24 protein-coding genes are annotated in these 26978 nt (G+C 65.1%); 15 read left to right on the top strand and 9 right to left on the bottom strand.

The genetic code is table 11. The features are described 5' to 3' along the window. The first annotated feature begins 8 nt into the window (after positions 1 to 8). Positions 9 to 893 (top strand): 4-(cytidine 5'-diphospho)-2-C-methyl-D-erythritol kinase, encoded by an 885-nt coding sequence (locus AC0L3J_RS19250; RefSeq protein WP_456765570.1) that lies wholly within the window; start codon positions 9 to 11, stop codon positions 891 to 893. A gap of 114 nt (positions 894 to 1007) precedes the next feature. Here the strand turns inward: AC0L3J_RS19250 and AC0L3J_RS19255 are convergent, their stop codons facing one another. The 5 genes from AC0L3J_RS19255 to AC0L3J_RS19275 all read right to left on the bottom strand — a co-directional run bounded on the left by AC0L3J_RS19255 (position 1008) and on the right by AC0L3J_RS19275 (position 5656). Next, entirely contained in the window at positions 1008 to 1883 is an 876-nt protein-coding gene (locus tag AC0L3J_RS19255) for an alpha/beta fold hydrolase (RefSeq protein WP_456769690.1), read from the bottom strand. Positions 1884 to 1890: 7 nt separating this feature from the next. Further along, positions 1891 to 2520: a LysE family translocator gene (locus AC0L3J_RS19260; RefSeq protein WP_456765569.1), complete on the bottom strand. Its 630-nt coding sequence runs from the start codon at positions 2518 to 2520 to the stop codon at positions 1891 to 1893. 44 nt (positions 2521 to 2564) lie between these two features. After that, the gene (gene fabF / locus AC0L3J_RS19265) at positions 2565 to 3821 is read right to left on the bottom strand and encodes a beta-ketoacyl-ACP synthase II (RefSeq protein WP_456765568.1); all 1257 of its coding nucleotides are present in this window, start codon (positions 3819 to 3821) and stop codon (positions 2565 to 2567) included. A 1-nt stretch (position 3822) separates the two neighbouring features. After that, positions 3823 to 4338 (bottom strand): winged helix-turn-helix transcriptional regulator, encoded by a 516-nt coding sequence (locus tag AC0L3J_RS19270; protein ID WP_456765567.1) that lies wholly within the window; start codon positions 4336 to 4338, stop codon positions 3823 to 3825. Between the two features lie 310 nt (positions 4339 to 4648). Further along, positions 4649 to 5656, bottom strand: coding sequence for a polyprenyl synthetase family protein (locus tag AC0L3J_RS19275; RefSeq protein WP_007594965.1), 1008 nt, complete (start codon positions 5654 to 5656; stop codon positions 4649 to 4651). Positions 5657 to 5788: 132 nt separating this feature from the next. Here AC0L3J_RS19275 and AC0L3J_RS19280 point away from each other — a divergent pair, with 132 nt between their 5' ends. From AC0L3J_RS19280 to glyS, 6 genes are all read left to right on the top strand, one after another. After that, positions 5789 to 6016: a putative signal transducing protein gene (locus AC0L3J_RS19280; protein WP_007607161.1), complete on the top strand. Its 228-nt coding sequence runs from the start codon at positions 5789 to 5791 to the stop codon at positions 6014 to 6016. After that, a complete protein-coding gene (locus AC0L3J_RS19285; RefSeq protein WP_456765566.1) occupies positions 6009 to 6779 on the top strand; it encodes a tRNA1(Val) (adenine(37)-N6)-methyltransferase in 771 nt (256 codons plus the stop codon). Before AC0L3J_RS19280 ends, AC0L3J_RS19285 begins: the two co-directional genes overlap by 8 nt. 211 nt (positions 6780 to 6990) lie before the next feature. After that, positions 6991 to 7899, top strand: a complete 909-nt coding sequence (locus tag AC0L3J_RS19290; protein WP_456765565.1) for a S49 family peptidase — start codon at positions 6991 to 6993, stop codon at positions 7897 to 7899. A 118-nt stretch (positions 7900 to 8017) separates the two neighbouring features. Further along, complete coding sequence (locus AC0L3J_RS19295) at positions 8018 to 8209, top strand: hypothetical protein (protein ID WP_007607173.1); 192 nt, start codon at positions 8018 to 8020, stop codon at positions 8207 to 8209. A 135-nt stretch (positions 8210 to 8344) separates the two neighbouring features. Beyond that, complete coding sequence (locus AC0L3J_RS19300; protein WP_456765564.1) at positions 8345 to 9280, top strand: glycine--tRNA ligase subunit alpha; 936 nt, start codon at positions 8345 to 8347, stop codon at positions 9278 to 9280. Beyond that, positions 9280 to 11511: a glycine--tRNA ligase subunit beta gene (gene glyS / locus AC0L3J_RS19305; protein WP_456765563.1), complete on the top strand. Its 2232-nt coding sequence runs from the start codon at positions 9280 to 9282 to the stop codon at positions 11509 to 11511. Before AC0L3J_RS19300 ends, glyS begins: the two co-directional genes overlap by 1 nt. Positions 11512 to 11780: 269 nt before the next feature. On the opposite strand, the gene AC0L3J_RS19310 is transcribed toward glyS, so the two are convergent. Then, positions 11781 to 12134: a DUF1236 domain-containing protein gene (locus AC0L3J_RS19310; RefSeq protein ID WP_007594952.1), complete on the bottom strand. Its 354-nt coding sequence runs from the start codon at positions 12132 to 12134 to the stop codon at positions 11781 to 11783. A gap of 223 nt (positions 12135 to 12357) precedes the next feature. Between AC0L3J_RS19310 and AC0L3J_RS19315 the strand changes: the two genes are divergently transcribed. From AC0L3J_RS19315 to AC0L3J_RS19325, 3 genes are all read left to right on the top strand, one after another. Further along, positions 12358 to 12513, top strand: coding sequence for a DUF3096 domain-containing protein (locus tag AC0L3J_RS19315; RefSeq protein WP_007594951.1), 156 nt, complete (start codon positions 12358 to 12360; stop codon positions 12511 to 12513). Positions 12514 to 12609: 96 nt separating this feature from the next. Beyond that, positions 12610 to 15600 carry a pyruvate, phosphate dikinase gene (gene ppdK, locus AC0L3J_RS19320; RefSeq protein ID WP_456765562.1) on the top strand — a complete coding sequence of 997 codons (2991 nt, stop codon included), beginning with the start codon at positions 12610 to 12612 and terminating at the stop codon, positions 15598 to 15600. 446 nt (positions 15601 to 16046) lie between these two features. After that, the gene (locus tag AC0L3J_RS19325; protein ID WP_473348068.1) at positions 16047 to 17501 is read left to right on the top strand and encodes a cell wall hydrolase; all 1455 of its coding nucleotides are present in this window, start codon (positions 16047 to 16049) and stop codon (positions 17499 to 17501) included. Positions 17502 to 17663: 162 nt separating this feature from the next. Here the strand turns inward: AC0L3J_RS19325 and nadC are convergent, their stop codons facing one another. The 3 genes from nadC to nadA are packed head-to-tail and all read right to left on the bottom strand — an operon-like array spanning position 17664 to position 21271. Next, a complete protein-coding gene (gene nadC, locus AC0L3J_RS19330) occupies positions 17664 to 18542 on the bottom strand; it encodes a carboxylating nicotinate-nucleotide diphosphorylase (protein ID WP_456765560.1) in 879 nt (292 codons plus the stop codon). Positions 18543 to 18553: 11 nt separating this feature from the next. Then, entirely contained in the window at positions 18554 to 20155 is a 1602-nt protein-coding gene (locus AC0L3J_RS19335; protein ID WP_456765559.1) for an L-aspartate oxidase, read from the bottom strand. Between the two features lie 9 nt (positions 20156 to 20164). Beyond that, positions 20165 to 21271, bottom strand: coding sequence for a quinolinate synthase NadA (gene nadA / locus AC0L3J_RS19340; protein WP_456765558.1), 1107 nt, complete (start codon positions 21269 to 21271; stop codon positions 20165 to 20167). Between the two features lie 330 nt (positions 21272 to 21601). Between nadA and AC0L3J_RS19345 the strand changes: the two genes are divergently transcribed. From AC0L3J_RS19345 to AC0L3J_RS19365, 5 genes are all read left to right on the top strand, one after another. Beyond that, the gene (locus AC0L3J_RS19345; protein ID WP_456765557.1) at positions 21602 to 22855 is read left to right on the top strand and encodes an MFS transporter; all 1254 of its coding nucleotides are present in this window, start codon (positions 21602 to 21604) and stop codon (positions 22853 to 22855) included. 40 nt (positions 22856 to 22895) lie between these two features. Then, a complete protein-coding gene (gene acuI, locus AC0L3J_RS19350) occupies positions 22896 to 23882 on the top strand; it encodes an acrylyl-CoA reductase (NADPH) (RefSeq protein WP_456765556.1) in 987 nt (328 codons plus the stop codon). 112 nt (positions 23883 to 23994) lie between these two features. Next, positions 23995 to 24594 (top strand): hypothetical protein, encoded by a 600-nt coding sequence (locus tag AC0L3J_RS19355; protein WP_456765555.1) that lies wholly within the window; start codon positions 23995 to 23997, stop codon positions 24592 to 24594. Between the two features lie 162 nt (positions 24595 to 24756). Then, positions 24757 to 25008, top strand: a complete 252-nt coding sequence (locus tag AC0L3J_RS19360) for a DUF6894 family protein (protein ID WP_247298960.1) — start codon at positions 24757 to 24759, stop codon at positions 25006 to 25008. Between the two features lie 207 nt (positions 25009 to 25215). After that, positions 25216 to 26949 (top strand): methyl-accepting chemotaxis protein, encoded by a 1734-nt coding sequence (locus AC0L3J_RS19365; RefSeq protein ID WP_456765554.1) that lies wholly within the window; start codon positions 25216 to 25218, stop codon positions 26947 to 26949. Positions 26950 to 26978: the final 29 nt, after the last annotated feature.

Consider the following 26978-nt stretch of genomic DNA (forward strand, 5'->3'; position numbering starts at 1 on the left):
TGTCGTCTATGCCGGCGTTGATTGAAGAAGGGCGCGCGAAGGTCAATCTGAGCCTTCGCGTGGTCGGTCGTCGTGCAGACGGCTATCATGATCTCGAAAGCGTGGTCGCCTTTGCCGACTGCGCCGACCGGCTCACGCTGGAGGCCGGCGGCGAACTGAAGCTCACCACGACGGGGCCGCTCGCGGCGGCCTGCGGCGATATGGCCGACAACCTCGTGTTCAAGGCGGCCAAGCTCCTGGCCGAAGCCGTCCCGAACCTGAAGCTGGGCGCCTTCGCGCTCGACAAGGTGCTCCCGGTCGCCGCCGGCATCGGCGGCGGCTCGGCCGACGCCGCTGCGGCGCTGCGGTTGCTGGCGCGGCTCAACGATCTGTCGCTCGACGACGCCCGCCTCCAGAAGGTTGCGCTTGCGACCGGTGCCGACGTGCCGGTGTGTCTGTTCTCGCGTGCCTGTGACATGACCGGTGTCGGCGAGCAGCTGCTGCCGCTCGCGTTGCCGAGCATGCCCTGCGTGATGGTCAATCCGCGCGTGCCGGTCGCGACCAAGGATGTGTTTCAGGCGCTGGGCCTGCGCAACGGCGAACTCCTGGTCGGCGCCACGTCCGTCTTCGACGGACCGGCCTGGCCGGGCGAGGGCGCCTCCATTGCCGATTGGGTCGATACGCTCGAGACCGTCGCCAACGATCTCGAAGCGCCTGCGATGCGCATCGAGCCTGTCATCGGCGACGTGCTGGAAGCCTTGCGTGGCTCCGCCGGCGTCAAGCTCGCCCGCATGTCCGGCTCGGGTGCGACGTGCTTTGCGATCTATGGCGCATTTGCCGAGGCGCATGCCGCCGCCGAGAAGATCCGCAGGGATCATTCCGGTTGGTGGGTGCACGCGGGGACGCTGAGCTAGGTATTTCGCCGACGACGGTGCCGGTAGCCCGGATGGAGCGAAGCGCAATCCGGGATGGTTCGGCTGCGGCGGTCCCGGATTGCGCTACGCTCCATCCGGGCTACGGCAGTTGAGCTAGCCGCCGCTTTCCTCCGCCAGTCCGAGAAACCGCCGGATTTCGCCCAACACCTCCTGCGGCTTGTCATGTTGCAGCCAGTGTCCGGCGCCGGCGATGGTCTCGACGCGCGCCTGCGGAAAGTAGCGCTCCAGGCCCGCGGCCCTCGCGCCAGCCAGAAAGCTTTCGCCGGCATTCAGGAGCAGCGTCGGACAGGTGATGCGCGACCACAGCGCGATGTGATCGTCCGGCCAGAGCCGGTGCGGCGCAGAGGCGCGCTGGTAGGGATCGAACTTCCAGCTATAGGTGCCGTCCTCGTTCTGCCGCGCGCCGTAGGTGGCGAGATGCAGCGCGAGGTCGCGGGACAGCCGCTTGTTGTGAAGGACCATCTGCGCCGCAGCGTCTTCGAGGGTCGAATAGCGGCGCGGTGCGCGGTCGTGCAGCTTGTCGAGCTGACCGACCCATTTGCCGATGCGCTCATGCACCGGCGGTTTTGGTGTATCCGGCAGCATCGTCACGCCGTCGAGCACGACCAGCTTCGCGACCTGTTCGGGGAATGCCCCCGTAAAGATCAGGCTGACCATGCCGCCCATGGAATGGCCGACGAGAGTGACTTGAGGCGCTGCGACGGCACGGACGAGCTGGGCGAGGTCGTACACATACTCCGTCAGTGCGTAGCTGCCGCCTTTGGTCCAATCGGAATCGCCGTGACCGCGCAGGTCGGGTGCGACCACGTGAAAATGTGGCTGTAGCGACCGGGCGATGACGTCCCAGCTCCGACAGTGATCGCGGCCGCCGTGAACCAGGACCGCTACGGGCGCGGCGTCGTTGCCCCAGTCGGCATAGTGCAGCCGCAGGCCGTGAGACTCGTAGATGCGGCTTTGCGGGGCGAGCATGGTGGCGCTATCCATTCGCGGGCCGCCGCGCCAGTGCGAGCGACAGGCCGAGCCCTGCGATGAAGACGCCGGAGCCCTGGGTGAGACGTCGCATCAAATGCGGCCTTCCGATCAACTGCGTGCGTGTCGCGGAGGCCATCAGCACCACAACGATATCGGCGAGCGTGTTCAGCGTCACCGAAATTGCACCCAGCATGATGAATTGCAGCGTCGGGTTCGATCCCGCCGGGTCGAGGAACTGCGGAATGAAGGCGAGGAAGAATGCGGCGGTCTTCGGGTTCAGCGCCTCGACCAGCACGCCGTCGCGAAAGGCTTGCTTGTCGCCGACTGGCTCGCTGTCGAATGACAGCGCACCGGCGTTGCGAAAAGTCCTGATGCCGAGCCAGACCAGATAGAGTGCGCCGACAAATTTCACGGCGGCAAACAGCTCGGCGCTGGCAAGGATGATCGCAGAGATGCCGAGGCTGCCTGCGACCACATGAACCAGCCCGCCGAGCGCGGTGCCCGCGGTGGATGCAAAACCGCTGCCGCGCCCTTCCGATAGGGTCCGTGCCGCGACGTAGAAAATGCCGGGGCCGGGAACGGCGGCGATGAGACAAGCGGCGGCCAGGAACAGCCAGAAATTCGTGTTGATCATCCTGTTTTGGTAGCGCAGCTTGCCGCGATTGCAAGCCCTCTTGCCTAGCCCATCCGGCGGAAGATCACGCTGGCATTCACCCCGCCGAAGCCGAACCCGTTCGAGATCGCGTGCTGCATCGGTAGCGGGCGCGCCGCACCGGCGACGATGTCGATGCCGTCAGCGGCGGGATCGGGGTTTTCGAGATTGAGCGTCGGCGGTGCGATCTGGTCGCGCAGGGCGAGCACGGTGAAGATTGCTTCCAGGCCGCCGGCGGCACCGAGCAGATGGCCGGTAGCCGATTTGGTTGCGCTCACGGCGATGCCGCGGTGACGGCCGAACAGCGCGGCAATCGCGCCAAGCTCGCTCTCGTCGCCGGCCGGCGTCGACGTCGCATGCGCGTTCAGGTGCTGCAAATCCGCAGGCGCAAGCTTGGCCTGCCGGAGCGCGATCTCCATGGCGCGCCGGGCGCCGTCGCCGTCAGGCGGCCCCGATGTCATGTGATAGGCGTCGGCGGTCGTGCCGTATCCGACGATCTCCGCGATCGGCGTCGCGCCGCGCGCCAACGCATGCTCCAGCTCCTCGATCACCAGGATGCCGGCGCCTTCGCCCATGACAAAACCGTCGCGATCGCGATCGAACGGGCGCGAGGCGCGCGCGTCATTGAACCCGCTCGACAGTGCGCGGGCCGCGGCGAAGCCGCCGAGGCTGACGATGTCGATGCAAGCTTCCGCGCCACCGCAGATCGCCACATCAGCCTCGCCCGCGCGGATCATGCGCGCGGCATCGCCGATCGCCTGAACGCCGGCGGCGCACGCCGTGACCGGTGTGCCCAGCGCTCCCTTGTAGCCGTATTTGATCGAGACGTGGCCGGCCGCGAGGTTGGCGAGGAAGGAGGGGATCGTGAACGGCGACAGCCGGCGCGGGCCGCGCTGTTCGGTGATGCGCACCGCCTCCGCCATCGCCGGAAAACCGCCGACGCCGGAGGCGATGATCGTCGCGGTTCGTTCCTGCGCTGCCGCGTCCTGCGGCTTCCAGCCGGCCTGCGCAACCGCTTCTGCGGTGGCGAGCAGCGCGAACAGGATGAAGCGGTCCATCTTGCGCTGGTCTTTCGGCGCGGCGGCCTGCGCGGGATCGAAGCCGCCGTCTGCGTCATCGGCCTTGTCGGGCACGAGGCCGGCAATGCGTGCGGGCAGCGCCTGCGACCATTCCGGCAGCGGGCGCAGCCCGCTTTGGCCGGCCAGCAGCCGGCGCCAGGACAGCTCGACACCGCAGCCAAGCGGCGATACCACGCCCATTCCCGTCACGACGATACGACGCATGTCAGTCTCCAGCCGGCGCGACGGCCGGGTTCATGGCTTTGAGCGAGGTCAGCCGTTTACGCATGAGGCGGCTCGCGCGGGGACCGGCGATGATGACCGCGTTGGTGAGCGTGATCGGCTGCATGTCGGCGGCATCGACCACGACCGGATTGAATGGACGACGATCGGAGCGGTTCGCGAGCAGGATGGCTTCGCCCTTCGGTGCGAGATGCTTGTTGCCCCAGGCGAGCAGGGTTGCGACCACGGGGAAGAAGTCCCGGGCCTTGTCCGTCAGCACATATTCGTAGCGCGGCGGCCGTTCGTGATAGCGGCGGCGGACGAACATGCCGCTTTCGGTGAGATGGGCCAACCGCCGCGACAGGATGTTCGGCGCGATCCCGAGGCTTTGCGAAAATTCGTCGAACTTCGTTGCGCCCTGGAACGCATCCCGCAGGATCAAGATGCTCCACCATTCGCCGACCGTCTCCACGGCGCGGCCGACCGGACATTCCTGGATGGAGGGGGATTTGGGCTGCATGGTTCGAAAGTAGGGAGGTAACTTTCAAAATGCAAGTGACAAGGGGCAACTTCCCCGCACGGGAGGACGAGGTGCGGGACTGCAAAACTGTCTCCGTGATCCGGATGCGAGTTGGCGAGCGAGCCTGCGCTCCTTGCTCCGTCATTGCGAGCGGAGCGAAGCAATCCAGAATCTTTCCAAGGGGGGACTCTGGATTGCTTCGCTTCGCTCGCAATGACGATGGCTATGCCGCAGCGGCAATACGATTTCAGTGGACGCCGTAGCGGCCGTCACCGAGACGGGTGCGGGTAGAACACCGAAGACGCGCGCCCTAATGCGACCGTGCCAGACAGAACGCCACGACCTGCTCCAGCGCGCTCTTCATCGGTGAGGACGGGAACAGCGCCAGCGCGTCCACCGCCATGGCGCCGTAGTGCTGGGCGCGGCTGCGCGTGTCTTCGAGCGCACGATGCTTGTTCATCAGCCCGATGGCGTGGTCGAGGTCAGTGTCGCCGATCTCGCCGCGCTCGAGCGCGCGGATCCAGAAGGCGCGCTCGGTGTCGTTGCCGCGGCGGAAGGCGAGCACGACGGGCAGCGTGATCTTGCCCTCGCGGAAATCGTCGCCGGTGTTCTTGCCGAGCTTGGCGCTCTTGCCGCCATAGTCGAGCACGTCGTCGACGAGCTGGAAGGCGATGCCGAGATTCATGCCGACCGAGCGGCAGGCGGTCTGCTCTGCTTTCGGGCGGTTGGCGATCACGGGGCCGACCTCGCAGGCGGCCGCGAACAACTCGGCGGTCTTGCCGCGGATCACGGCGAGATATTCGTCTTCGGTGGTCGCGGTGTTCTTGGCGGCGGCAAGCTGCATCACCTCGCCCTCGGCGATGGTGGCGGCGGCCGCTGAGAGAATGTCGAGCGCGCGGAGCGAGCCGACCTCGACCATCATGCGGAAGGCCTGGCCGAGCAGGAAGTCGCCGACCAGCACGCTCGCCTCATTGCCCCAGAGCATGCGCGCCGACAGCTTGCCGCGGCGCATCTCGCTCTCGTCGACGACGTCGTCATGGAGCAGGGTGGCGGTATGCATGAACTCAACGCTGGCAGCGAGCTTGATATGGCCGTCGCCGGTGTAGCCGGCGAGGTTGGCCATGGCCAGCGTCAGCATCGGCCGCAGGCGCTTGCCCCCGGAGGAGATCAAATGGTTGGCGACCTCCGGGATCATGGTCACGTCCGAACCGGTCCGCGACAGGATCGTGGCGTTGACGCGCTCCATGTCACCGGCGACAAGGGCAACCAGCTCTTCGATCGACGCGCCGGGAGTTTCGAAAGGTACGATGACGGCCACGCCGGTCTCCAATATTTGCCCCGGAAGGGCTATTCTGATGGAAAGACCATAGAAACTGGACGGGGATGCGGCAAGGGCCGTGGAACCATTGACATTTGGCGCTTAATCCCCGTCAGGCAGGAGGCCTGTGTTTTGCGAGAACTGGTTCGGACCAACGATATGGTGCTGGTGTCGGCGATCGGCGCGCTGCTCGACGGCGCCAACATCCATCATCTGGTGCTGGACCAGAACATGAGCATCATCGAGGGCTCGCTCGGCATTTTGCCGCGGCGGATCCTGGTCCACGAGGACGACGCCATCGAGGCCCGGCAGCTTCTGACCGAGGCCGGCCTCAGCCACGAACTGCGCGGCGATGAGTGAAGCCCCGGCAGACCTCACCGAGGACGCCTTTCTTGGCGGGCAATTGCGGCTGAAGCAGAAGCGGTCCGGCCATCGCGCCGGGCACGATGCCATTCTGCTCGCGGCGGCGACGGAGGCGAGGGCGGGCGACCGTGTCGTCGATCTCGGCGCCGGCATCGGCACGGCGGGTCTTGCATTGGCTCGGCGCGTTGCCGGGATCAGGCTCGGCCTGGTCGAGATCGATCCCGAGCTGGCGGAGCTTGCGCGCGCCAATGCGGCAGCGAATGCGATTGCCGCCGAGACGATCGTGCTCGACGTCACCGCGGACGCGCAGGCCTTTGCGGCGAGCGGGCTCGCGCCGGACAGCGTCGACGTGGTGCTGATGAACCCGCCCTTCAACGATCCCGCTCGCCATCGCGGTTCGCCCGATCAGGCGCGCCAGATCGCGCATGTGGCGACGGATGAGACGCTGAATGCCTGGGTGCATGCGGCGCGGCGCATCCTCCGATCGCACGGCGCGCTGACATTGATTTGGCGCGCAGATGGCATCGCGGAGGTTCTGGCGGCGCTGTCTCGCGGCTTCGGCAGTCTCGCGATTTTGCCGGTTCACGCTGAAGCCGGGCGGCTCGCGATCCGGGTGCTGGTGCGCGCAATCAAGGGCGGAAGGGCTCCGGCACGATTGTTGCCGGGCCTCGTCCTCAACGAGGAGTCACGCGTGCCCAAAAAAGAGGTGATGGATATTCTGGAGGGAAGGGCGGTTCTACCCCTGGTGGAACCGTGCTGAGCTATTGCGGAAGCGATTCCGACTGCTGCTCTTGCGGAGTCGTCAGGCGGATCGCCATGAACAGCGCACCGATCAGCAGCATCAGCAGATAGATTTTCATGGTGTTCTCCGCTGGCCCATTGCAGCCTCTCAACGGGGTTTCTGCAAAACACGTTCCGGGCCCTTCCAATGACAGTCGCGTGATAAGAAATAGTTAATCAGAGGTAACGGCATGGCCGAACAATTGAACGATCGTGAGAGTTCCGGCCTGGCCGACAAGCTCATGCAATATCTGCCGGCGCGCTTCCGTCCCGGCACGGCCGTGGTGCCGGTGGTGCGGCTGTCCGGTGTGATCGGGGCAGTGACGCCGCTGCGCCCGGGCATGACGCTCGCGACCGTTTCGCGGGTGCTGGAGCGGGCGTTTTCGACGCGTAACGCCAAGGCGGTGGCGCTGGTGATCAATTCGCCCGGCGGGTCGCCGGTGCAGTCGCGCCAGATCTACCTGCGCATCAAGCAACTCGCGGCGGAGAAGAAGCTGCCGGTGCTGGTGTTCGTCGAGGACGTCGCGGCCTCCGGCGGCTACATGATCGCCTGCGCCGGCGACGAGATCATCTGCGATCCGTCCTCGATCCTTGGTTCGATCGGCGTGGTCGGCGGCAGCTTTGGTTTCCAGGAGGCGATCAAGCGGCTCGGCATCGAGCGGCGTCTCTACACCGCCGGCGCGCACAAGGCGATGCTCGACCCATTTCTTCCTGAAAATCCTGACGACGTCGCCAAGCTGAAGGCGCTCCAGCGCGAGATCCACCAGATCTTCATCGCGCTGGTGAAGGAGAGCCGCGGCGCGCGGTTGAAGGGCTCCGACGACACGCTGTTCACGGGCGAATACTGGGCCGGCGGGAGTTCGATCGCGCTCGGGCTCGCCGACAGCATCGGCGATCTCCGCTCAACTCTTCGTGCCCGCTTTGGCGAGAAGGTTCTCACCCCCGTGATTGCCCAGCCGACCGGTCTGCTCTCCGGCCTTTTGGGCCGGAAATCGCCCGGCGCGGGGCAGCTTTCGGCCTTGGAATCAATGGCCGGCCTGCCGGACGACCTGATCTCGGCGGTGGAGACGCGCGCGATCTGGGCGAAATTCGGGTTCTAGGCGGAGCCCTGCCGCGCCATTTGGCCCCAAGGAGACTTGAAGCCGTGCCAATTGCGGCGCGGCCCGGTCTGCGCAAGAATGCGCGTGGGGGCTGAGCATTGTGAACAAGGAACGACCGATGCCGCCGTTCGTCGCATTCGCGGGCGTCCTGGGCGGGCTTGCCGTGGTCCGCTGGGCCTACAAGACCGCTGTCAGGATCAACCAGGAGCTGGAGGAGATGCGCCTCTCACGCGTCGCCGAGGCCGCCCATAGGGGGGCCGTCCAGACCCTGAAACAGGATCCGGTGACCGGAGCCTATCGGCCGGGTTAGCCGGCGTCTTTCTTCCGGGTTCGATGCTTCGCATCGCCCCGGAATGACGCCATTCAACCCCTTCACCTTGATTCCGACCCCTGCCGTCGATACGGTCCCGCGCGATTCAACCCCCCGCGAGAGCCCGATCTGACGATGGACGCCTCCTTGCCCGCCCATATGCGCCCGGAACGCTCGTTCCAGGGTTTCATCCTCGCGCTCCAGCGGTTCTGGGCCGAGCAGGGCTGCGTGATCCTGCAGCCCTACGACATGGAGATGGGTGCGGGTACCTTCCATCCGGCGACTACGCTGCGCGCGCTCGGGCCAAAGCCCTGGAACGCGGCCTATGTGCAGCCCTCGCGGCGGCCCAAGGACGGCCGCTACGGCGAGAATCCGAACCGGATGCAGCACTACTACCAGTTCCAGGTGATCATGAAGCCATCGCCGCCGAACCTTCAGGAGCTGTACCTGAAGTCGCTCGCCGCGATCGGCATTGATTCCGCCGTGCACGACATTCGCTTCGTCGAGGACGATTGGGAGAGCCCGACTCTGGGCGCCTGGGGCCTCGGTTGGGAGTGCTGGTGCGACGGCATGGAAGTCAGCCAGTTCACCTATTTCCAGCAGGTCGCGGGTGTCGAATGCGCGCCGGTCGCGGGCGAGCTCACCTACGGGCTCGAGCGCCTCGCGATGTACGTGCAGGGCGTCGATCGCGTCTACGACCTCAACTTCAACGGCCGCGACGGTGACGCCAAGGTCACCTATGGCGATGTCTTCCTGCAGGCCGAGCGGGAATATTCGAAGCACAATTTCGAAGTCGCCGACACCGCGATGCTGTTCGAGCAATTCAAGATGGCGGAATCTGCCTGCCGGAAATATCTCGAGGCCGGCTGGAAAGATGGCAAGCGCGAGGCCCATCTGATGTCGCTGCCGGCCTATGACCAGTGCATCAAGGCGAGCCACGTGTTCAACCTGCTCGACGCGCGCGGCGTGATCTCGGTGACGGAGCGGCAGAGCTACATTCTTCGCGTGCGCGAATTGGCAAAGGCTTGCGGCGAGGCCTGGATACATACTGAAGCGGGCGGAGCGGCCTGATGCCCGATCTTTTGCTTGAACTGTTCTCCGAAGAAATCCCCGCGCGCATGCAGGCCAAGGCGGCCGACGATCTGCGCCGCATGGTCACCGACAAGCTCGTCGCCGAAGGCCTCGTCTACGAGGGCGCGAAGGCTTTCGCGACCCCGCGCCGCCTTGCGCTGACCGTGCACGGCATCCCTGCGCGCCAGCCTGACCTGAAGACCGAACGCCGCGGACCGAAGATCGGCGCGGCCGACGCGGCCGTGCAGGGTTTTCTGAAAGCGACGGGTTTGACGTCGCTGGACGAGGCCAAGATCCAGCGCGACCCGAAGGGCGACTTCTACATCGCGCTGATCGAGAAGCCCGGCCGCGACGCGATCGACGTGCTCGCGGAAATCCTTCCCGTGATCATCCGCACCTTCCCCTGGCCGAAATCGATGCGCTGGGGCGCGCGCTCCGGCAAGCCGGGCTCGCTGAGCTGGGTGCGTCCGCTGCACGCGATCACCGCGACGTTCGGGCCCGAGACCGAAGAGCCCGATGTCGTCAAATTCTCGGTGGACGGCATCGAGGCCGGCCAGACCACCTACGGCCATCGTTTCATGGCGCCGGCTGCGATTTCCGTGCGCCGCTTCGAGGACTACGAAGCGAAGCTGAAGGCCGCAAAAGTCATCCTCGATCCGCAGGCGCGCAAGGACATCATCTTCGCCGACGCCAAGGAGCTGACCTTCGCGCAAGGGTTCGAACTGGTCGAGGACCAGGCGCTGCTGGACGAGGTGTCCGGCCTGGTCGAATGGCCCGTCGTCATGATGGGATCGTTCGAGCAAGAATATCTCGCGATCCCCGAAGAGGTGATCCGCGCCACCATCCGCAACAACCAGAAGTGCTTCGTCGTCAGGGATGCCAAGACGGGCAAGCTGACCAACAAGTTCGTTCTCACCGCCAACATCGAGGCGCCCGACGGCGGCAAGACCATCGTCGCCGGCAACGAACGCGTGATCCGTCCGCGCCTGTCGGACGCGAAGTTCTTCTATGAGACGGACTTGAAGACGAAGCTGGAAGATCGGCTGCCGAAGTTCGAGCAGATCGTGTTCCACGAGAAGCTCGGCACCCAGGCCGCGCGTATCAAGCGCATCGAACGCCTCGCCGCCGAGATCGCGCCGCTGGTCGGCGCCGATGTCGCCAAGGCGACGCGGGCCGCGCATCTGGCGAAGGCGGATTTGTTGACCGAGGTCGTCGGCGAATTCCCCGAGGTGCAGGGCCTGATGGGCAAGTACTACGCGCTGGCCCAGGGCGAGGACGCCTCTGTCGCCGCGGCTTGCGAGGAGCACTACAAGCCTCAAGGCCCTTCTGATCGTGTGCCGACTGATCCGGTCAGTATTGCTGTGGCGCTCGCGGACAAGCTCGACACGCTCGTCGGCTTTTGGGCGATTGACGAGAAGCCGACGGGCAGCAAGGACCCGTATGCGCTGCGTCGCGCGGCGCTGGGTGTGATCAGGCTGATTGTCGAAAATGAGCTCCGACTGCCTCTCTATCAGCTTGCCATATTCCACTCACTCTTTTTCGCAGAGCGCACGCTTTCCACATTCGAGCACATGGTCGCAAAGAAGGCGGCGTCGCTGGACTTTGTTGTTCCAGGACTGTCTGAAAAATTGGCACAGCGCGCACGCGAGATCGCTCGTTCGGATAGCGTGTTGGAGAGCGGCCTGGAGCATTTCCAGGCGGTGGTCCAAGATGTAATCACCTTCTTCGCCGACCGCCTGAAAGTCCAGCTCCGCGAGCAGGGCGCGCGGCACGATCTCGTCGATGCCGTGTTCGCGCTCGGCGGCCAGGATGACCTCCTGATGATCGTCCGCCGCGTCGAGGCGCTCGGCAAATTCCTCGAGACCGACGACGGCAAGAATTTGCTCGCCGGCATCAAGCGCGCGAGCAATATCCTCGGCATCGAGGAGAAAAAGGACAAGCGCAGCTTCGACGGGGCGCCCGATGCTGCACTCTACAGTCTCGGCGAGGAGAAGGCGCTGGCCAAGGCGATCGGCGAAGTGAAGGCGGAGGCAAGCGCTGCTGTCGCGAAGGAAGACTTCGCTGCTGCAATGAGTGCGATGGCCAAGCTGCGCCCGCCGGTCGATGCGTTCTTCGAGAAAGTTCGCGTCAACGACGAGGATGCGAAGGTGCGCGAGAACCGGTTGAAGCTGCTCAACGAGATCCGCAGCGCCACGCGTGCGGTGGCGGATTTCTCGAAGATCCAGGATTGATCGCGGTTTTGGCGCAACTGAACACCGTCATGCCCGGGCTTGTCCCGGGCATCCACGTCCTTCTTCGCTCGTGGAGACGCGTGGATGGCCGGGACAAGCCCGGCCATGAGGTCGGAGTTGGTGGCCGCAATCCCTATGCGCGAAGAGTGCCCACACAAAAAGCCCCGCCCGGCGGGGGGAGGACCGGGCGGGGCCTGATGTCCGACTCTACTGCTCGCGTCAGCCTGATTGATGTGACGCGCCGGACACCTAGTCGATCCCTGAAAGCGCTAGTCCATCACCTCGACGATGCGCCGCGAGCGCGGCTCGACCAATACGGTCTCGCCGTTCACGACGGTATAGCGATAGGTGGTGGCGCCGAAACGCTGCGGCACGTCATAATAGGTGACGCCGCTTTCAGGTAAGGTGGCACCGACCACCACGCGATCCGGGATGCGGAAAGCCGGCACACGTTGTTCGACGACATAGTCGCGGAAAGCCGGCCGCTGCTCGACTGCGATGGTCGGGCCGCTGTCGACGACGACGGGCGCGCGTCCCACGGTGACGCTGCTTTGCGCCTGCGCCGCAAGGGGCGAACCGATCGCGGCCGCGAGCGCTGCAAGAGCAAGAATCCTGTTCCGCATGGGCAACTCCTTCGAGAAGGTTTTCGGGAAGCGCCGATGGCGCGACCGGTTGCCAATGCATGCGTCTCCGCGATGTTCCGGAAAACGCCCGCCGCATTCGCGGCATTTTCGGGCTGTTTTCGCGGAGCCGGGAACTCGTGCGCGCCCAGTGCGTCTCTACCCGCGGAACTCAGTCCGCTATGATCCCGCCGCGATTCGCCCCCACCCCACGGAAAGAAAATTCATGCACATCACCGTCGCCCACATCTCGCCGATCTTGTCGCTGCTTGCGGGTGTGCTCATCCTGATCATGCCGCGCCTGCTGAACCTGATCGTCGCGATTTTTCTCATCATAAATGGTGCGATCGGGCTCGGATTGTTGAAGTGGCTCCATCTCTAGGCCTTCATTCTACGGAACTCTTCGACTTGCGCGGACCTGCCCAAAGTGGTGTAAGGCCCGCAATTACCCATTCCTCTCGCAGGTTGTGTGCAAGCTATGGCCAAAGCCGCCTCGAAAACTTCAGCGAAAATGCCAGCGAAATCAAAGTCCTCCGCCAAGGCGAAAGCCGCGCCGGCGGCCCGCAAGGCACTTGCCAAACGCGCCCCGAAGCCAGTGGCCAAGGCCGCTGTTAAGCCGGTTGCCAAGGCTGCTGCCAAGCCGGCTGTGAAGCCTGCCGCCAAGTCGGTTTCCAAGTCGATTTCCAAGGCTGTTGCTAAGGCACCGACGAAACCGGTTGCGCCGAAGGTTGCCGTGAAGCCGGCACCGAGCAAGGCTGCTTCAAGCAAGGCCGTGCCTGTTGCGGCCAAGGCCGGCAAGTGGGTGTTCACGTTCGGCGACGGCAAGGCCGAGGGCAAAGCGGAGATGCGCGACCTGCTCGGCGGCAAGGGCGCCAACCTGGCCGAGATGGCCAATCTCGGGCTGCCGGTGCCTCCTGGCTTCACCATCCCGACCTCGGTCTGCACCTACTTCTACGCGCACGACAAATCCTATCCGAAAGAATTGAAGTCGCAGGTTGAGAAGGCGCTCGACCATGTCGGCAAGTTGACCGGCAAGGTCTTCGGCGATTCCAGGAACCCGCTGCTCGTCTCCGTGCGTTCCGGCGGCCGCGCCTCGATGCCGGGCATGATGGACACGGTGCTCAATCTCGGCCTCAACGACGAGACCGTGGAAGCGCTGTCGGAACTGTCGGGCGATCGCCGCTTCGCCTATGACAGCTATCGCCGCTTCATCACCATGTATTCGGACGTGGTGCTCGGCTTCGAGCATCATCATTTCGAGGAAATCCTCGACACCTTCAAGGACAGCCAGGGCTACACGCTCGACACGGATCTCACCGCCGACGACTGGGTCGATCTGGTCGGCAAGTACAAGGACGCGGTCGCGCGCGAAACCGGCAAGGATTTTCCGCAGGATCCGCACGACCAGCTCTGGGGCGCGATTGGCGCGGTGTTTTCATCCTGGATGAACGCCCGCGCGGTGACCTATCGCAGGCTGCACGACATTCCGGAATCCTGGGGCACCGCGGTCAACGTGCAGGCCATGGTGTTCGGCAACATGGGCGAGACCTCGGCGACCGGCGTTGCCTTCACGCGCAATCCCTCGACCGGCGAGAGCAAGCTCTACGGCGAGTTCCTGATCAACGCGCAAGGCGAGGACGTGGTCGCGGGCATCCGCACGCCGCAGGACATCACCGAGGAAGCGCGCAAGGACTCGGGCTCCGACAAGGCGTCGATGGAATCGGCGATGCCGGAGGCCTTCAAGGAGCTGACGCGGATCTACACGCTGCTCGAGAAGCACTACCGCGACATGCAGGACATGGAGTTCACGGTCGAGCAGGGCAAGCTCTGGATGCTCCAGACCCGCGGCGGCAAGCGTACTGCCAAGGCGGCGCTGCGCATCGCGGTCGAGCTCGCCAATGAAGGCCTGATCACCAAGAAGGAAGCGGTGACGCGGATCGACCCGGCATCGCTCGACCAGCTGCTGCATCCGACCATCGACCCCAACGCCAAGCGCGACGTGATCGCGACCGGCCTGCCGGCTTCGCCGGGTGCGGCGTCCGGCGAGATCGTGTTCTCCTCGGACGAAGCGGCAAAGCTTCAGGCCGACGGTCGCAAGGTGATTCTGGTCCGGATCGAGACCAGCCCCGAAGACATCCACGGCATGCACGCCGCCGAAGGCATCTTGACCACCCGTGGCGGCATGACCTCGCATGCCGCGGTGGTCGCGCGTGGCATGGGCAAGCCCTGCGTCTCCGGCTGCGGCACCATCCGCGTCGATTACGGCCGCGGCACCATGAGCATCGGCTCGCGCACCTTCAAGACCGGCGACGTCATCACCATCGACGGCTCGCTCGGCCAGGTGCTCGCCGGCCGCATGCCGATGATCGAGCCCGAGCTGTCCGGCGAGTTCGGCACGCTGATGAAATGGGCCGACCAGGTCCGCAAGATCGGCGTGCGCGTCAACGCGGACACGCCGGAGGACGCGCACACCGCGATCAAGTTCGGTGCGGAAGGCATCGGCCTCTGCCGTACCGAGCACATGTTCTTCGAGGAGACGCGTATCCGCACGGTGCGCGAGATGATCCTCTCCGAGGACGAGCAGTCGCGCCGCGCTGCGCTGGCAAAGCTGCTCCCGATGCAGCGCGCCGACTTCGTCGAGCTGTTCGAGATCATGAAGGGCCTTCCCGTCACGATCCGTTTGCTTGATCCGCCGCTGCACGAGTTCCTGCCGCACACCCATGCCGAGGTCGAGGAAGTGGCCCGCGCCATGAACACCGACCCACGGCGCCTGGCCGATCGCGCGCGCGAGCTGTCGGAGTTCAATCCGATGCTCGGCTTCCGCGGCTGCCGCATCGCGATCGCCTATCCCGAGATCGCCGAGATGCAGGCGCGCGCGATCTTCGAAGCGGCGGTCGAGGCCGAGAAGCGCACCGGCAAGGCCGTTGGCCTCGAGGTGATGGTGCCGCTGATCGCCACCAAGATGGAGCTCGACCTCGTCAAGGCGCGCATCGATTCCACCGCGAAGGCGGTGATGCGCGACACCAACACCAAGCTGACCTATCAGGTCGGCACCATGATCGAGCTGCCGCGCGCTTGCCTGCTCGCGGCCGAGATCGCGGAGAGCGCCGAGTTCTTCTCGTTCGGCACCAACGACCTCACGCAGACCACCTACGGCATCAGCCGTGACGACGCTGCGAGCTTCCTCGGGACTTACGTGTCCAAGGGTATCCTGCCGATCGATCCCTTCGTCGCACTCGACCAGGAAGGCGTCGGCGAGCTCGTCAAGATCGGCGTCGCACGCGGCCGCAAGACGCGCGCCTCGCTCAAGGTCGGCATCTGCGGCGAGCACGGCGGCGATCCTGCCTCCGTCGCCTTCTGCCACGCGATCGGCCTCGACTACGTCTCCTGCTCGCCCTACCGCGTTCCGATCGCCCGCCTCGCCGCCGCGCAAGCTGCGCTCGGCAAGGCGGTGGCGAGCCAGGCGTAAGCTAAGCGGCGAGTTGAAATGTTGAGAGCGAAAGAGGCGGGGCAAACCCCGCCTCTTTCATTTTGCGCACCGCTCTTTCCACGCCGTCATTGCGAGCGCAGCGAAGCAACCCAGAATCTTACCCCGGCGGCAGTCTGGATTGCTTCGCTGCGCTCGCAATGACGCGTTTGCAACACCGGGAACTCATCGCGCGTCTCGTAATGACACGTGCGCGCAAGAGTTCCTTCACCATTCGCGTTGACCGATTGTTTACCTCGTCGCGTGAGAGCGCGTTTACCAACGTGCATCATCACCCCGTGAAAACACCTGCGATTGCTTGCGTGTGCCGCCTGCGCAACGCCGATTAACGCCCCGGCAACCTAAATTAGATACTCACGATAAAGATCGAATTGCACGGATGTACTGCGGCTCGATTTTTCTAGCGTAAGCGTAGCGTGAGCGTATCGATGTTTTTGTTGCGTACCCATCCGAAGGGCGCGCGGTTCGCGTCCTTCGGCATCGGTCTCTGCATCTTCGCATTGATGCCGAGAGAGACCGGCTATCAGGACATTGCCTCGCTGCTGGCGCGCCAACCCGGCGTCGCGGAGCGTTGGCAGAAGCAGGTGTTCTCTGCTGCGTCCTCCATACAGCTCGCCACTTACAGTTTTTCCCGGCCGATCGGCACTTCGGCTCCGCAGAGCGCGATGGTTCTCCTCGCGAGCCTCGACGGCCGCGACGTCACCGGCGCGATCAGCCGCAACCCGGCGCTTCAGGCGCCGCCGCGCTACCAGGCCGCCGATTTTCCCAAAGTCGATCGCTCCATGAAGGGTGATCGGCTCGCAACGGTCACACCGACGCAGGCTCCCGAAGCGGGCGCGCCAACGGCAGCGCCGACGCAGGAAGATCCCGCGACGTCGAACAGCTCGGTGTTCGGCGCCAAGACGGTCGCGCTGCCACCGGCGATGTCGCCGGAGTCCGCGGCCGCGCTCGATCCCGAACTCGCGGAAGCGCTGCGCGCACCGCCGCTGCCGCAATACACCAATGCGCCACAAGCCAGCGACGCTGCGCGTTCGCTCGCGCTCCAACCGCTCGAAGCCCTGAAGCAGGCCACCATTCCGGCCGCACCGCCGCGCGATCCGTTCCGCGTCAAGACCTCGAACCTGTTCTTCGGCAGTTCCTCACTCGGTGGCAATGTCGAGAGCATCGAGAGCTGGCAACCCGGCGCGGAGCCGCTGATTGTGATGCCCGACCCCGACATGAAGGTGACGGCCTCGCTGTCGCCGCCGTCGGAGGATATTGCGAAGGATATCGAAAGCGGCGAGAGCGTCGCGCCGAAGGGTGAGGTCAACGTCGACAACCAGCGCGCCAGATCGCCGGCGGAACGGCTCGCGCTCGACGACAAGTCGCGCGCGAAGTCCGAAAAATGCCTCGCGGAAGCCGTCTATTTCGAGTCCCGCGGCGAAGCCGTGCGCGGTCAGATGGCGGTTGCGCAGGTGGTGATGAACCGCGTGTTCTCCGGCAAATATCCGGACACGGTGTGCGGCGCCGTCTATCAGAACAAGCACCGCCATCTCGCCTGCCAGTTCACCTTCGCCTGCGACAACAATGCCGACGTGATCCGCGAGCCCGAGATGTGGGAGCGTGCGAAAAAGATCTCGAAGGCCATGCTCGACGGCCAGATCTGGCTACCCGAGGTCGGCAAGTCCACGCACTACCACGCCTATTGGGTACGCCCGTCCTGGGTCGCCGAGATGAAGAAGATGTACAAGACCGGCGTCCACACCTTCTATCGCCCGCGCGCCTGGGGCGACGGCAGCGAGGAACCGAGCTGGGGGACGCCAGCGCAGACCGCAGCGCTCTCCGCCGAGCTCACCCAGGAAGCCAAGAGCTCCGCCGAGATGGGCGCGACCGAGCGAAGGTAGGCGTTCTTCACCTCGCCCCGCTTGCGGGGAGAGGTCAGATTGCATCGAAGATGCAATCTGGGTGAGGGGGACTCTCCACGAGTCCAACTCTCACCTTCCCTGTGGAGGCTCCCCCTCACCCCAACCCTCTCCCCGCAAGCGGGGCGAGGGAGAAGACCGGCCTCACATCTCGATATCCAGCGCGCAGTCGAAATTCGGCGCCGAATGCGTCAGCGCGCCGGCTGAAGCGTAGTCGACGCCGGTCGCCGCGATGGCCGCGATCGAATCCAGGGTGACGCCGCCGGATGCCTCCAGCTTGAGACGTCCCTCGTTAAGCCTGACGGCTTCGCGCAGCGTCGCAATGTCCATGTTGTCGAGCAGCACGGCGTCGGCAAGGTCGGTGTCGAGCACCTCGCGCAACTGCGCCAGCGTGTCGACCTCGATCTCGATCTTGACGAGATGGCCGGCATGGGCGCGGGCGCGCTCCAGCACGGGCCGGATGCCGCCGGCGACCGCGATGTGGTTGTCCTTGATCAGAATCGCGTCATCGAGCCCGAAGCGGTGATTGAAGCCCCCGCCGCAACGTACCGCGTATTTCTCCAACGCCCGTAATCCCGGCGTGGTTTTTCGCGTGCAGCAGATCCGCATCCGGGTGCCCTCGGTGCGCGCAACATAGTCCGCCGTGAGCGTCGCAACGCCTGACAGGCGGCCGACGAAATTCAGCGCGGTCCGCTCCGCCGTGAGGATGGCGCGTGCCGGCCCCGAGATCGTCAGCACCTGCTGCCCGCGGGCGGCGCGCGCGGCGTCGCGAACATGTGCGCGTACCTCGATGTCGGGCGAAAGCCTTTGCAAGGTGGCGAGCGCCAGCGGCAAACCGGCGATCACGCCCGATTGTCGTGCGACCAGGATCGCTTGCGCCTTCGTTGCCTCGGGGATCGTCGCAAGCGAGGTGATGTCGCCGGCGCGGCCGAGATCCTCATCGAGCGCGCGCAGCACGGCCTCGTCGATCGCGAGCGGGGAGAGGAAGGCGTCGGGATAGAGCAGAGAAGTCGGGGTGATCATGGCAGACTCCATCAGGCGGTCATGGGTTGCGCGGTGCGCGGTGTCGGGCGTTCGGTCAGGCCATCTGCGATCTCGCGCACTGCTGCGAGAGTCGTCATCGTGCGTTGCGCGAGTGCGGGAAAGTCCGCGGAATGGTCGGAGCGGAAATGCGCGCCGCGGCTCTCGCACCGGTTCCAGGCCGACGCCGCCACGAGCAGGGCTGCCGTTGCCATGTTGCGGACGGCGATGCTCGCGGCTTCGCGTTCGAGCGCGGCGAAGCCGCGAACCGCGTCTGCAAGCCCGTCACCGTCGCGGATCACGCCGACATGCGCGCTCATCAGCGTTCGCAGCCGCTTCACGGCCGCAGCATCCGGCGCGCCGTTCCGCGGTGTCGTCAACTCCGCCAGTCGTGTGGGCGAGGGAATGGTGCGGCCGGCGATGTCGTCGGCGATGCGCGCGGCGTAGACCACGGCCTCCAGCAGCGAATTCGACGCAAGCCGGTTCGCGCCGTGCGCGCCGGTGGACGACACTTCGCCGCCGGCCCAGAGCCCTTCGATCGAGCTGCGGCCGCGATGGTCGACCGCGATGCCGCCCATGTGATAGTGCGCCGCCGGTGCGATCGGGATGACCTGCGCGGCGGGGTCGATCCCAGCGGCGATGCAGCTTGCATGGACGGTCGGGAATCTGTCGGCAAAACGTCCACCCAGCGCCTGCCGCGCATCGAGGAAGGCGCCGCGCCCGGCGGAGATCTCCGCGAACACGCCGCGGGCCACGATGTCGCGCGGTGCGAGCTCGGCGAGCGGATGGCGCGCCGCCATGAAGCGCTCGCCACGGCCGTTGATCAGCGCCGCGCCTTCGCCGCGCAAGGCTTCCGTGGCGAGCGGCGCGGGATCGCGGCCGACCATGATGGCGGTCGGGTGAAATTGCACGAACTCGGGATCTGCGATGAGCGCGCCCGCGCGTGCGGCAATCGCGAGGCCGGATCCGCTGGCCTCGCGCGGATTGGTGGTGACGGCATAGAGATGGCCGATGCCACCCGTGGCCAGCACCACCGTCCGCGCGGCGAGCAGGATCGGCCGTGCGGCGAAATTGTCGGCTTCGCGCAACTGAAGACCGGTGACAGCGCCGTCCTCGGTCAACAGCGCCTCGGCGACGAATCCTTCGATCAGTCGGATCGAAGGCGTGCGCCGCACGGCATCGCTCAGGGCCGCGATGATGGCGGCGCCCGCGCCGTCGCCACGCACATGCACGATACGCCGCGCCGAGTGTGCGGCTTCGCGCCCGACTGCGAGCCTGCCTTCGAGATCGCGGTCGAACGGCACGCCATAGGCGAGAAGGTCGTGAATCCGCGGTGCTGCCTCGCGCGCGATCCCGAGTGCGACCGCCTGATCGACGATGCCGCCGCCGACAGCGATCGTATCCGCGGCGTGCGCTTCCGGCGTATCGCCTTCAGCCATGGCCGCGGCAATGCCGCCTTGCGCCCATGCGGACGACGCGCCCTGTCCGAGCGGCGCGGCCGAGATCAATGTCACGGGCCGCGGCGCGAGCTTGAGCGCGCAGAACAATCCGGCAAGGCCGCCGCCGACGATGACGACGTCGTCGGAGCGGGTGAGCGTGTTGATGTTGTTTGTCATGGCTTTATCTCAATTCTTTAAATTGATCATCCGTTCGACCGAGCGCCTTGCGCGGTCCGCAAGTGCGGGATCGATCGTCACTTCCTCGCGAAGCTTCAGCAGGCTCTCCAGAATGTTGGCGAGTGTGATGCGCTTCATGTGCGGGCAGATATTGCAGGGACGCAGCATCTCGACATCGGGCAGCTCGGCGCGGACATTGTCGGCCATCGAGCATTCCGTGATCATCACCAGCCGACGCGGCCGCCGCTCGCGCACCCAGTTAATCATGTGCGCGGTCGAGCCGGTGAAGTCGGCCTCGGCCAGCACGTCCGGCGGGCATTCGGGATGGGCGATGATCTGTACGGAGGGATCGGCCTCGCGATAGCTGCGCAGCTCGGCACCAGTGAAGCGCTCGTGCACCTCGCAGGCGCCCTTCCAGGCAATGATCTTCACGTCGGTCTTCGAGGCCACGTAAGTGGCGAGATAGCGGTCGGGCAGGAAGATCACGCTGGGCGCTCTGAGGCTCTCGACCACCTGCACCGCGTTCGACGAGGTGCAGCAGATGTCGACCTCCGCCTTCACCTCCGCGGAGGTGTTGACATAGGCAACGACAGGCACGCCGGGAAATCTGTCGCGGAGCAGGCGGACGTCGGCGCCGGTGATGCTGGCAGCGAGCGAGCAGCCGGCGCGCGTATCAGGAATCAGCACCGTCTTGTCTGGATTGAGCAGTTTCGACGTTTCCGCCATGAAGTGCACGCCGCACTGGACGATGATGCCGGCCTTCACCCTGGTGGCTTCGACCGCGAGCTGGAGCGAATCACCGCCGATGTCGGCGACGCAGTGGAAGATCTCCGGCGCCTGGTAATTGTGCGCGAGGATCACCGCGCCCCGGGCCTGCTTCAGCTCGTTGATCGCCTTGATCGTCGGGGCCATCAGCGGCCATTCGATCGGCGGGATGACGTGTTTCACGCGCTCGTAAAGCGGTGCGGTGGCTCGCTCGACCTCCGGCGTCCATTCCAGCGAAGGCATCGGCAGCGCAGGTCCGGTTCGCGCCTGCTCGGTCCGTACCGGGATGATGAGCTGGCTTTGGGGCCGGCTGGCAAAGTCGTCGGGGCCGTAAATTCCAGTTAGCGGCATCGAAGCCTCCCGTGCATGTCATTTATACTCAGTTTGAGCATATAAAGGGCCTGAGAAATCCGGCCGACAGGCCGGGGATCCATCAGATATGCTCGATATGAGCAAATAAGAAATAGCACGTCCTGTTTGAAGCCGCCAGATCTCGCCGCACACATTTCCGTCAAGTCGGGCACTCGGCGCGTCGACCGAGGCCGCGAGGAAATGCAATGCTCTCGCGCCAGCTCTTCGCGAAACGCAATCGTTTTTGACTTGGGGTTTTCATGCAGATGCATTAAACGAGCTCGCTCGCGGCTGCCATTTGCGAATCCGCGACGACGCACGAGGAACAGCATGTCGACACAGATGGGCGAGCTCGGTTCGGTCTCCCGTTCCTCCTCCTGGCGCACGCCGGCGATCATCATTCTGTGCGGCTGCGCGATCGGGATGCTCGGCTTCGGCCCGCGCTCGGCGCTGGGCTTCTTCGTGCAGCCGATGAGTCGTGAATATGCCTGGGGCCGCGACGTGTTCGGCCTCGCGATCGCGTTTCAGAATTTGCTGTGGGGACTGGGCCAGCCGGTCGCCGGCGCGGTCGCCGATCGCTTCGGCCTGTTCCGGGTGATGTGCGTCGGCGCTCTGCTCTATGCCGGCGGCTTGCTCCTGATGCGCTATTCCTCGACGCCGTTGTCACTCAACATCGGCGCTGGCGTCATGGTCGGCTTCGGTCTCGCCGGCTGCTCGTTCAATCTGGTGCTGTCGGCCTTTACCAAGCTCTTGCCGGCCGAGAAGCGCGGCCTTGCGCTCGGCGCCGGCACTGCGGCGGGATCGTTCGGGCAGTTCCTGTTCGCACCCATCGGTGTGGCCCTGATCGACAATTTCGGCTGGCAACAGGCGCTCACCGTGTTCGGCTTCCTGATGCTGCTGATCGTGCCGCTGGCGCTGGCGCTCTCGACGCCGCCGGTCGCGAGCACGGCAAACGCGGCGCCTGCGGACCAGCAGACCTTCACTAAAGCGCTCGCGGAAGCCTTCGGCCATCGCTCCTACGTGCTGCTTGTCCTCGGCTTCTTCACCTGCGGCTTCCAGCTTGCCTTCATCACGGTGCATCTGCCGGCCTTCCTGGTCGACAGCGGCATCTCCACGCAAATCGGTGGCTGGGTGATCGCGGCGATCGGCCTGTTCAACATCATGGGATCGCTCAGCGTCGGTTATCTCCAGAACTCACTGCCCAAGCGCTACATACTCTCGACCATCTATTTCACCCGCGCGCTTGCGACGCTTGCCTTCATCTCGTTCCCGATCACGCCGTTCTCGGCGATTGCGTTCGGCGCGGTCTCCGGCCTGACCTGGCTGTCGACCGTGCCGCCGACCTCGGCGTTGGTCGCGATCATGTTCGGCACGCGCTGGTTCGCCACCCTCTATGGCTTCGCCTTCGTCAGCCATCAGGTCGGCGGCTTCCTCGGCGTCTGGCTCGGCGGCATCGTGTTCGAGCGGTTCGGTTCCTACACGCCGATCTGGTGGCTTTCGATCCTGTTCGGCGTGCTGTCGGCGCTGATCAATCTTCCGATCGTGGAGAAACCAGTCCAGCGGGCGGTTGCGCAGCCTGCCTGATCGGCTAAACATCCCCTGAAACAAGTCAGGGAGTTTTGCTGTGGCGACGTTCAAGGCGATCCGGATCGATAAGGCCGACAAGGGCACCACCGCGCAGCTCACGCAGTTCGACGAAGCCGAGCTGATGGAGGGCGACGTCACCGTCCGCGTGGAATGGTCGACCTTGAACTACAAGGACGGCCTCGCGCTCACCGGCAAGGCGCCGGTGGTGCGCCGTTTCCCGATGATTGCCGGCATCGATTTCGCCGGCACGGTCGAGCAGTCCTCGCATCCGCAATGGAAGGCGGGCGACAAGGTCGTCTGCACCGGCTGGGGCATGGGCGAGACCCATCTCGGCGCCTATGCCGAGAAGGCACGGGTGAAAGGCGACTGGCTGGTCGCTCTTCCGCAGGGCCTGTCGGCGCGCGACGCCATGGCGATCGGCACCGCCGGCTTCACCGCGATGCTGTCCGTGCTGGCGCTGGAGAAGCACGGAGTGTCGCCGAACAGCGGTCCGGTCGTGGTGACGGGCGCGGCGGGCGGTGTCGGCTCGGTTGCGACCGCCGTGCTCTCGAAGCTCGGCTATCACGTCATCGCCTCCACCGGCCGTGCGTCCGAAGCCGACTATCTGAAGGAGATCGGCGCGACCGAGGTGATTGACCGCAACGAATTGTCGGCGGCCGCCAAGCCGATTGCGAGGGAGCGCTGGGCGGGGGGCGTCGATAGTGTCGGCTCGACCACGCTCGCAAACCTGCTGTCGATGACGAAGTACGGCGGCGCGATCGCGGCGTGCGGCTTGGCCGCCGGCATGGACCTGCCGTCTTCCGTCGCACCCTTCATTTTGCGCGGGGTGTGCCTTCTCGGCATCGATTCCGTGATGTGTCCGATCGAGCCGCGGAAAGCCGCCTGGCAGCGCCTGGCGTCCGATCTGGATCGGACAAAACTAGCTGAAATCACTCACGAAATTTCGCTTTCCGAAGTTCCGGAGTGGGGCGCGAAAATCCTGGCCGGCCAGGTCCGCGGTCGCACCGTTGTAAAAATTGTCTAACGGCGTTCAGACTTTACCAACCATGCTGCTTCAATGTCGCCATGGTTAGTATGGTAAGCAGCGGGTAAAGAGATAAGGCATAGCCCGCTGCGGGGTTGGTTCGGAGTTGAGCATGCTTGCGCGTATTGTGTTGGGGGCGGTCACGGCGGTAGCGACGTTTGCGCCGGCCATTGCTGGAAGCATGAACGCCGATGAGGCGCGCCGCTTCGTCGCCGGGAAGGTGTTTGCTTTCACCTGCTTTGACGGCACCCGCGGGGCTGGCCGCATCATGGACGACCTCGGCGCCGCCGGCGCCGTGCAGTTCTCGGGTGCAGGTCCGGTGAAACATCTCCGCCTGCCCGGCAACACGCTTCAGATCCGCGGCCAGAACGTCTGCGCCTCCATCAAGGGCATTCCGTTCGAGCCCTGTTTCAACCTTGAAAAGACCGACGATCGCAGTTTCCGCGGCTCGGTATCGGGGATGGGCTTCGCCTATTGCGACTTCCATCACCAGGGCGGCAACCAGATGCTGATGGCGCGCGCCGTAGCGCGGCCGCGCTCGCTGCGCACCTCGGAACACACGGGTTCGGTCGGCACGCCCAACACCGAAGTCGCCGCGCGTGTCGAGAGCCCGCGCGTCGAGAGTAGCCGGCTCGAGCCGGTGAAGCCGCAAGTCAAATCGGAGCCCGCCAGGGACGACGCCCCGCTGGAGCTGCGCCGCTCCACCCAGTAATTGGTGCGCGGGACAGTCTGCGCACTTTGTCGTTGAGAGCTGCCATCAGACACGAAGCCGCCGCGCCGTAGTCATACGGACGGCGGCTTTCATGCGTTGGTAGCTGTTCGCACCCCAGTTTGCGTACGGCCGGGGGGCGCGGCCCGATAAAAGGGTTCAACGATGTCGCTGTACTTCTTCCGTATCAGCACGGGCCGCTATTCCGGTGCTGCCGACCAGCCATATGAGTTCGAGGACCGCGCCGCGGCCTGGACCGAGATGACCGAAGTCTGTGCCAATTTGCTCGGCGGCATCTCGCGCGGCCTGAAACAGAACGCCGAATGGCGCATGGAGCTGCTCGACGAGAACAAGGAGCCGGTGTTCCGGATCAGCTTGATCGGCGAGAGCCAGAAGGCCCTTGGTCGCACTGGTTAGAAATCGGGCATCCTACCGCCGCGTGTGGTTAACCTGTTAAGCGCGCGGACCGTGCCGTTTTTAAAGGGATTTTTGGCGAGTCCGGTAGTTGTCCGGGGGCTGTCGTTAACCGGATAACCACACCTGAAGCTCAGTTTTTAGGCAAGGGCGATCAACGCCGAGGGCGGCCGACAATGACTTGGCCGCGCAATCCCGGGAAACGCCCTCATGTCGAGACTCATCCAGAATCTGCAAATCGGTACCAAGCTCGCGCTCGCTTCGGTGTTCGGCGTTGTTCTCGTCGGCGCCATGATCGCGAGCCAGGTCATCGGCAACAACACCGTGCGTCATTCCAACCAAGGCGCGCTTGCGCAGCAGGAATTGGTGCGCGAGGCCACCGAAGCCAAGCTTGGGATACGCGGCATGCAGCTCGCCGTACGGGACATGCGTCTCGCCAACAATCAGGGTGACTTGCAAAAGGCGAGCGAGACTCTGCTGGAGCGGTCGAAAGCGCTGAACGGCGTCGTCGATTCCATGCTCAGATTGGCGCACTCACCGGAAAATCGCGCGCGGATGGAGAAGCTCAAGTCTACGTCCGCCGATTACCTGAAGGGCGCGCAGCAGAACGCCTCTGTTCGCAGCGAGGCCATTGCCGTTGCGGCCACGGACCCGGTCCGCGCCGCCAAGATTTCCGAGGAAGGCGCGCGCCACATCCGTGAGGTGACGCTGCCGCTCGCTACGCAGCTGGATAATTTGACCAGCGAGATTGCCGATTTCGCCAAGCACAAAGGCGACGAAGAAATCGCGGCCGCGGCACAGGAGATGGCCGCGAGCGAGCGTCTCGGCATGGTGGTCGGCGCGTGCGCCGTGCTCGTTCTCATTGGTTCGTGGCTGATGTCCTTCCTGACCATCGCGCGGCCGATCCGCGCGCTCACGGTTGCCATGGACAAGCTCGCTGGTGGTGACTTCTCTGTTGTCCTGCCGGGTCTCGGCCGCAAGGACGAGGTCGGCGGCGTCGCTGCGGCTGTCGAGAAATTCAAGGTCGTATCGGAGCAGAAGGCGCGCGGGGAAGCGGAAGCCAAGATGCGGCAGGACCAGGTGGCGGCCGAGCAGCGCAAGGCCGATATGCGCAGGCTTGCCGATAGTTTCGAAGGCGCCGTCGGCGAGATCGTCGATACCGTCTCCTCGGCCGCGACGGAGCTCGAGGCTTCGGCCTCGACGTTGACTTCGACGGCGGAGCGGGCACAGGAACTGACGATAGTTGTGGCTGCGGCCTCCGAGGAGGCGTCGACGAACGTGCAGTCGGTTGCCTCCGCGACCGAAGAGCTGTCGTCCTCGATCACCGAGATCAGCCGCCAGGTGCAGGAATCGGCGCGGGTCGCGAGCGAGGCGGTGACCCAGGCCCGAACCACGACCGACCGTGTCGGCGAATTGTCCAAGGCGGCGGCTCGCATTGGCGACGTGGTCGAGCTGATCAACACCATCGCCGGCCAGACCAACCTGCTGGCGCTCAATGCCACCATCGAGGCCGCGCGCGCCGGCGAGGCCGGCCGCGGCTTTGCCGTCGTCGCCTCCGAAGTCAAGGCGCTTGCCGAGCAGACTGCGAAGGCGACCGGCGAGATCGGCCAGCAGATTTCCGGCATTCAGGCCGCGACGCAGGACTCGGTCAGCGCGATCAGCGCCATCAGCAACACCATCGAAAAGCTGTCCGAGATATCATCCACGATCGCTGCGGCCGTCGAAGAGCAGGGCGCGGCGACGCAGGAGATCTCGCGCAACGTGCAGCAGGCGGCGGAAGGTACCCATCAAGTGTCGTCCAACATCACCGACGTGCAGCGCGGTGCGGGCGAAACTGGATCGGCATCCTCGCAAGTGCTGGCAGCCGCGCAGTCGCTGTCCGGCGACAGCAACCGCCTCAAGCTCGAGGTCGGCAAGTTCCTCGATTCCGTGCGCGCCGCCTAAGAACCTCGTTCCAGACAGTTCGGAAGACG

It is taken from the genome of Bradyrhizobium sp. Kon37, from assembly GCF_055807535.1.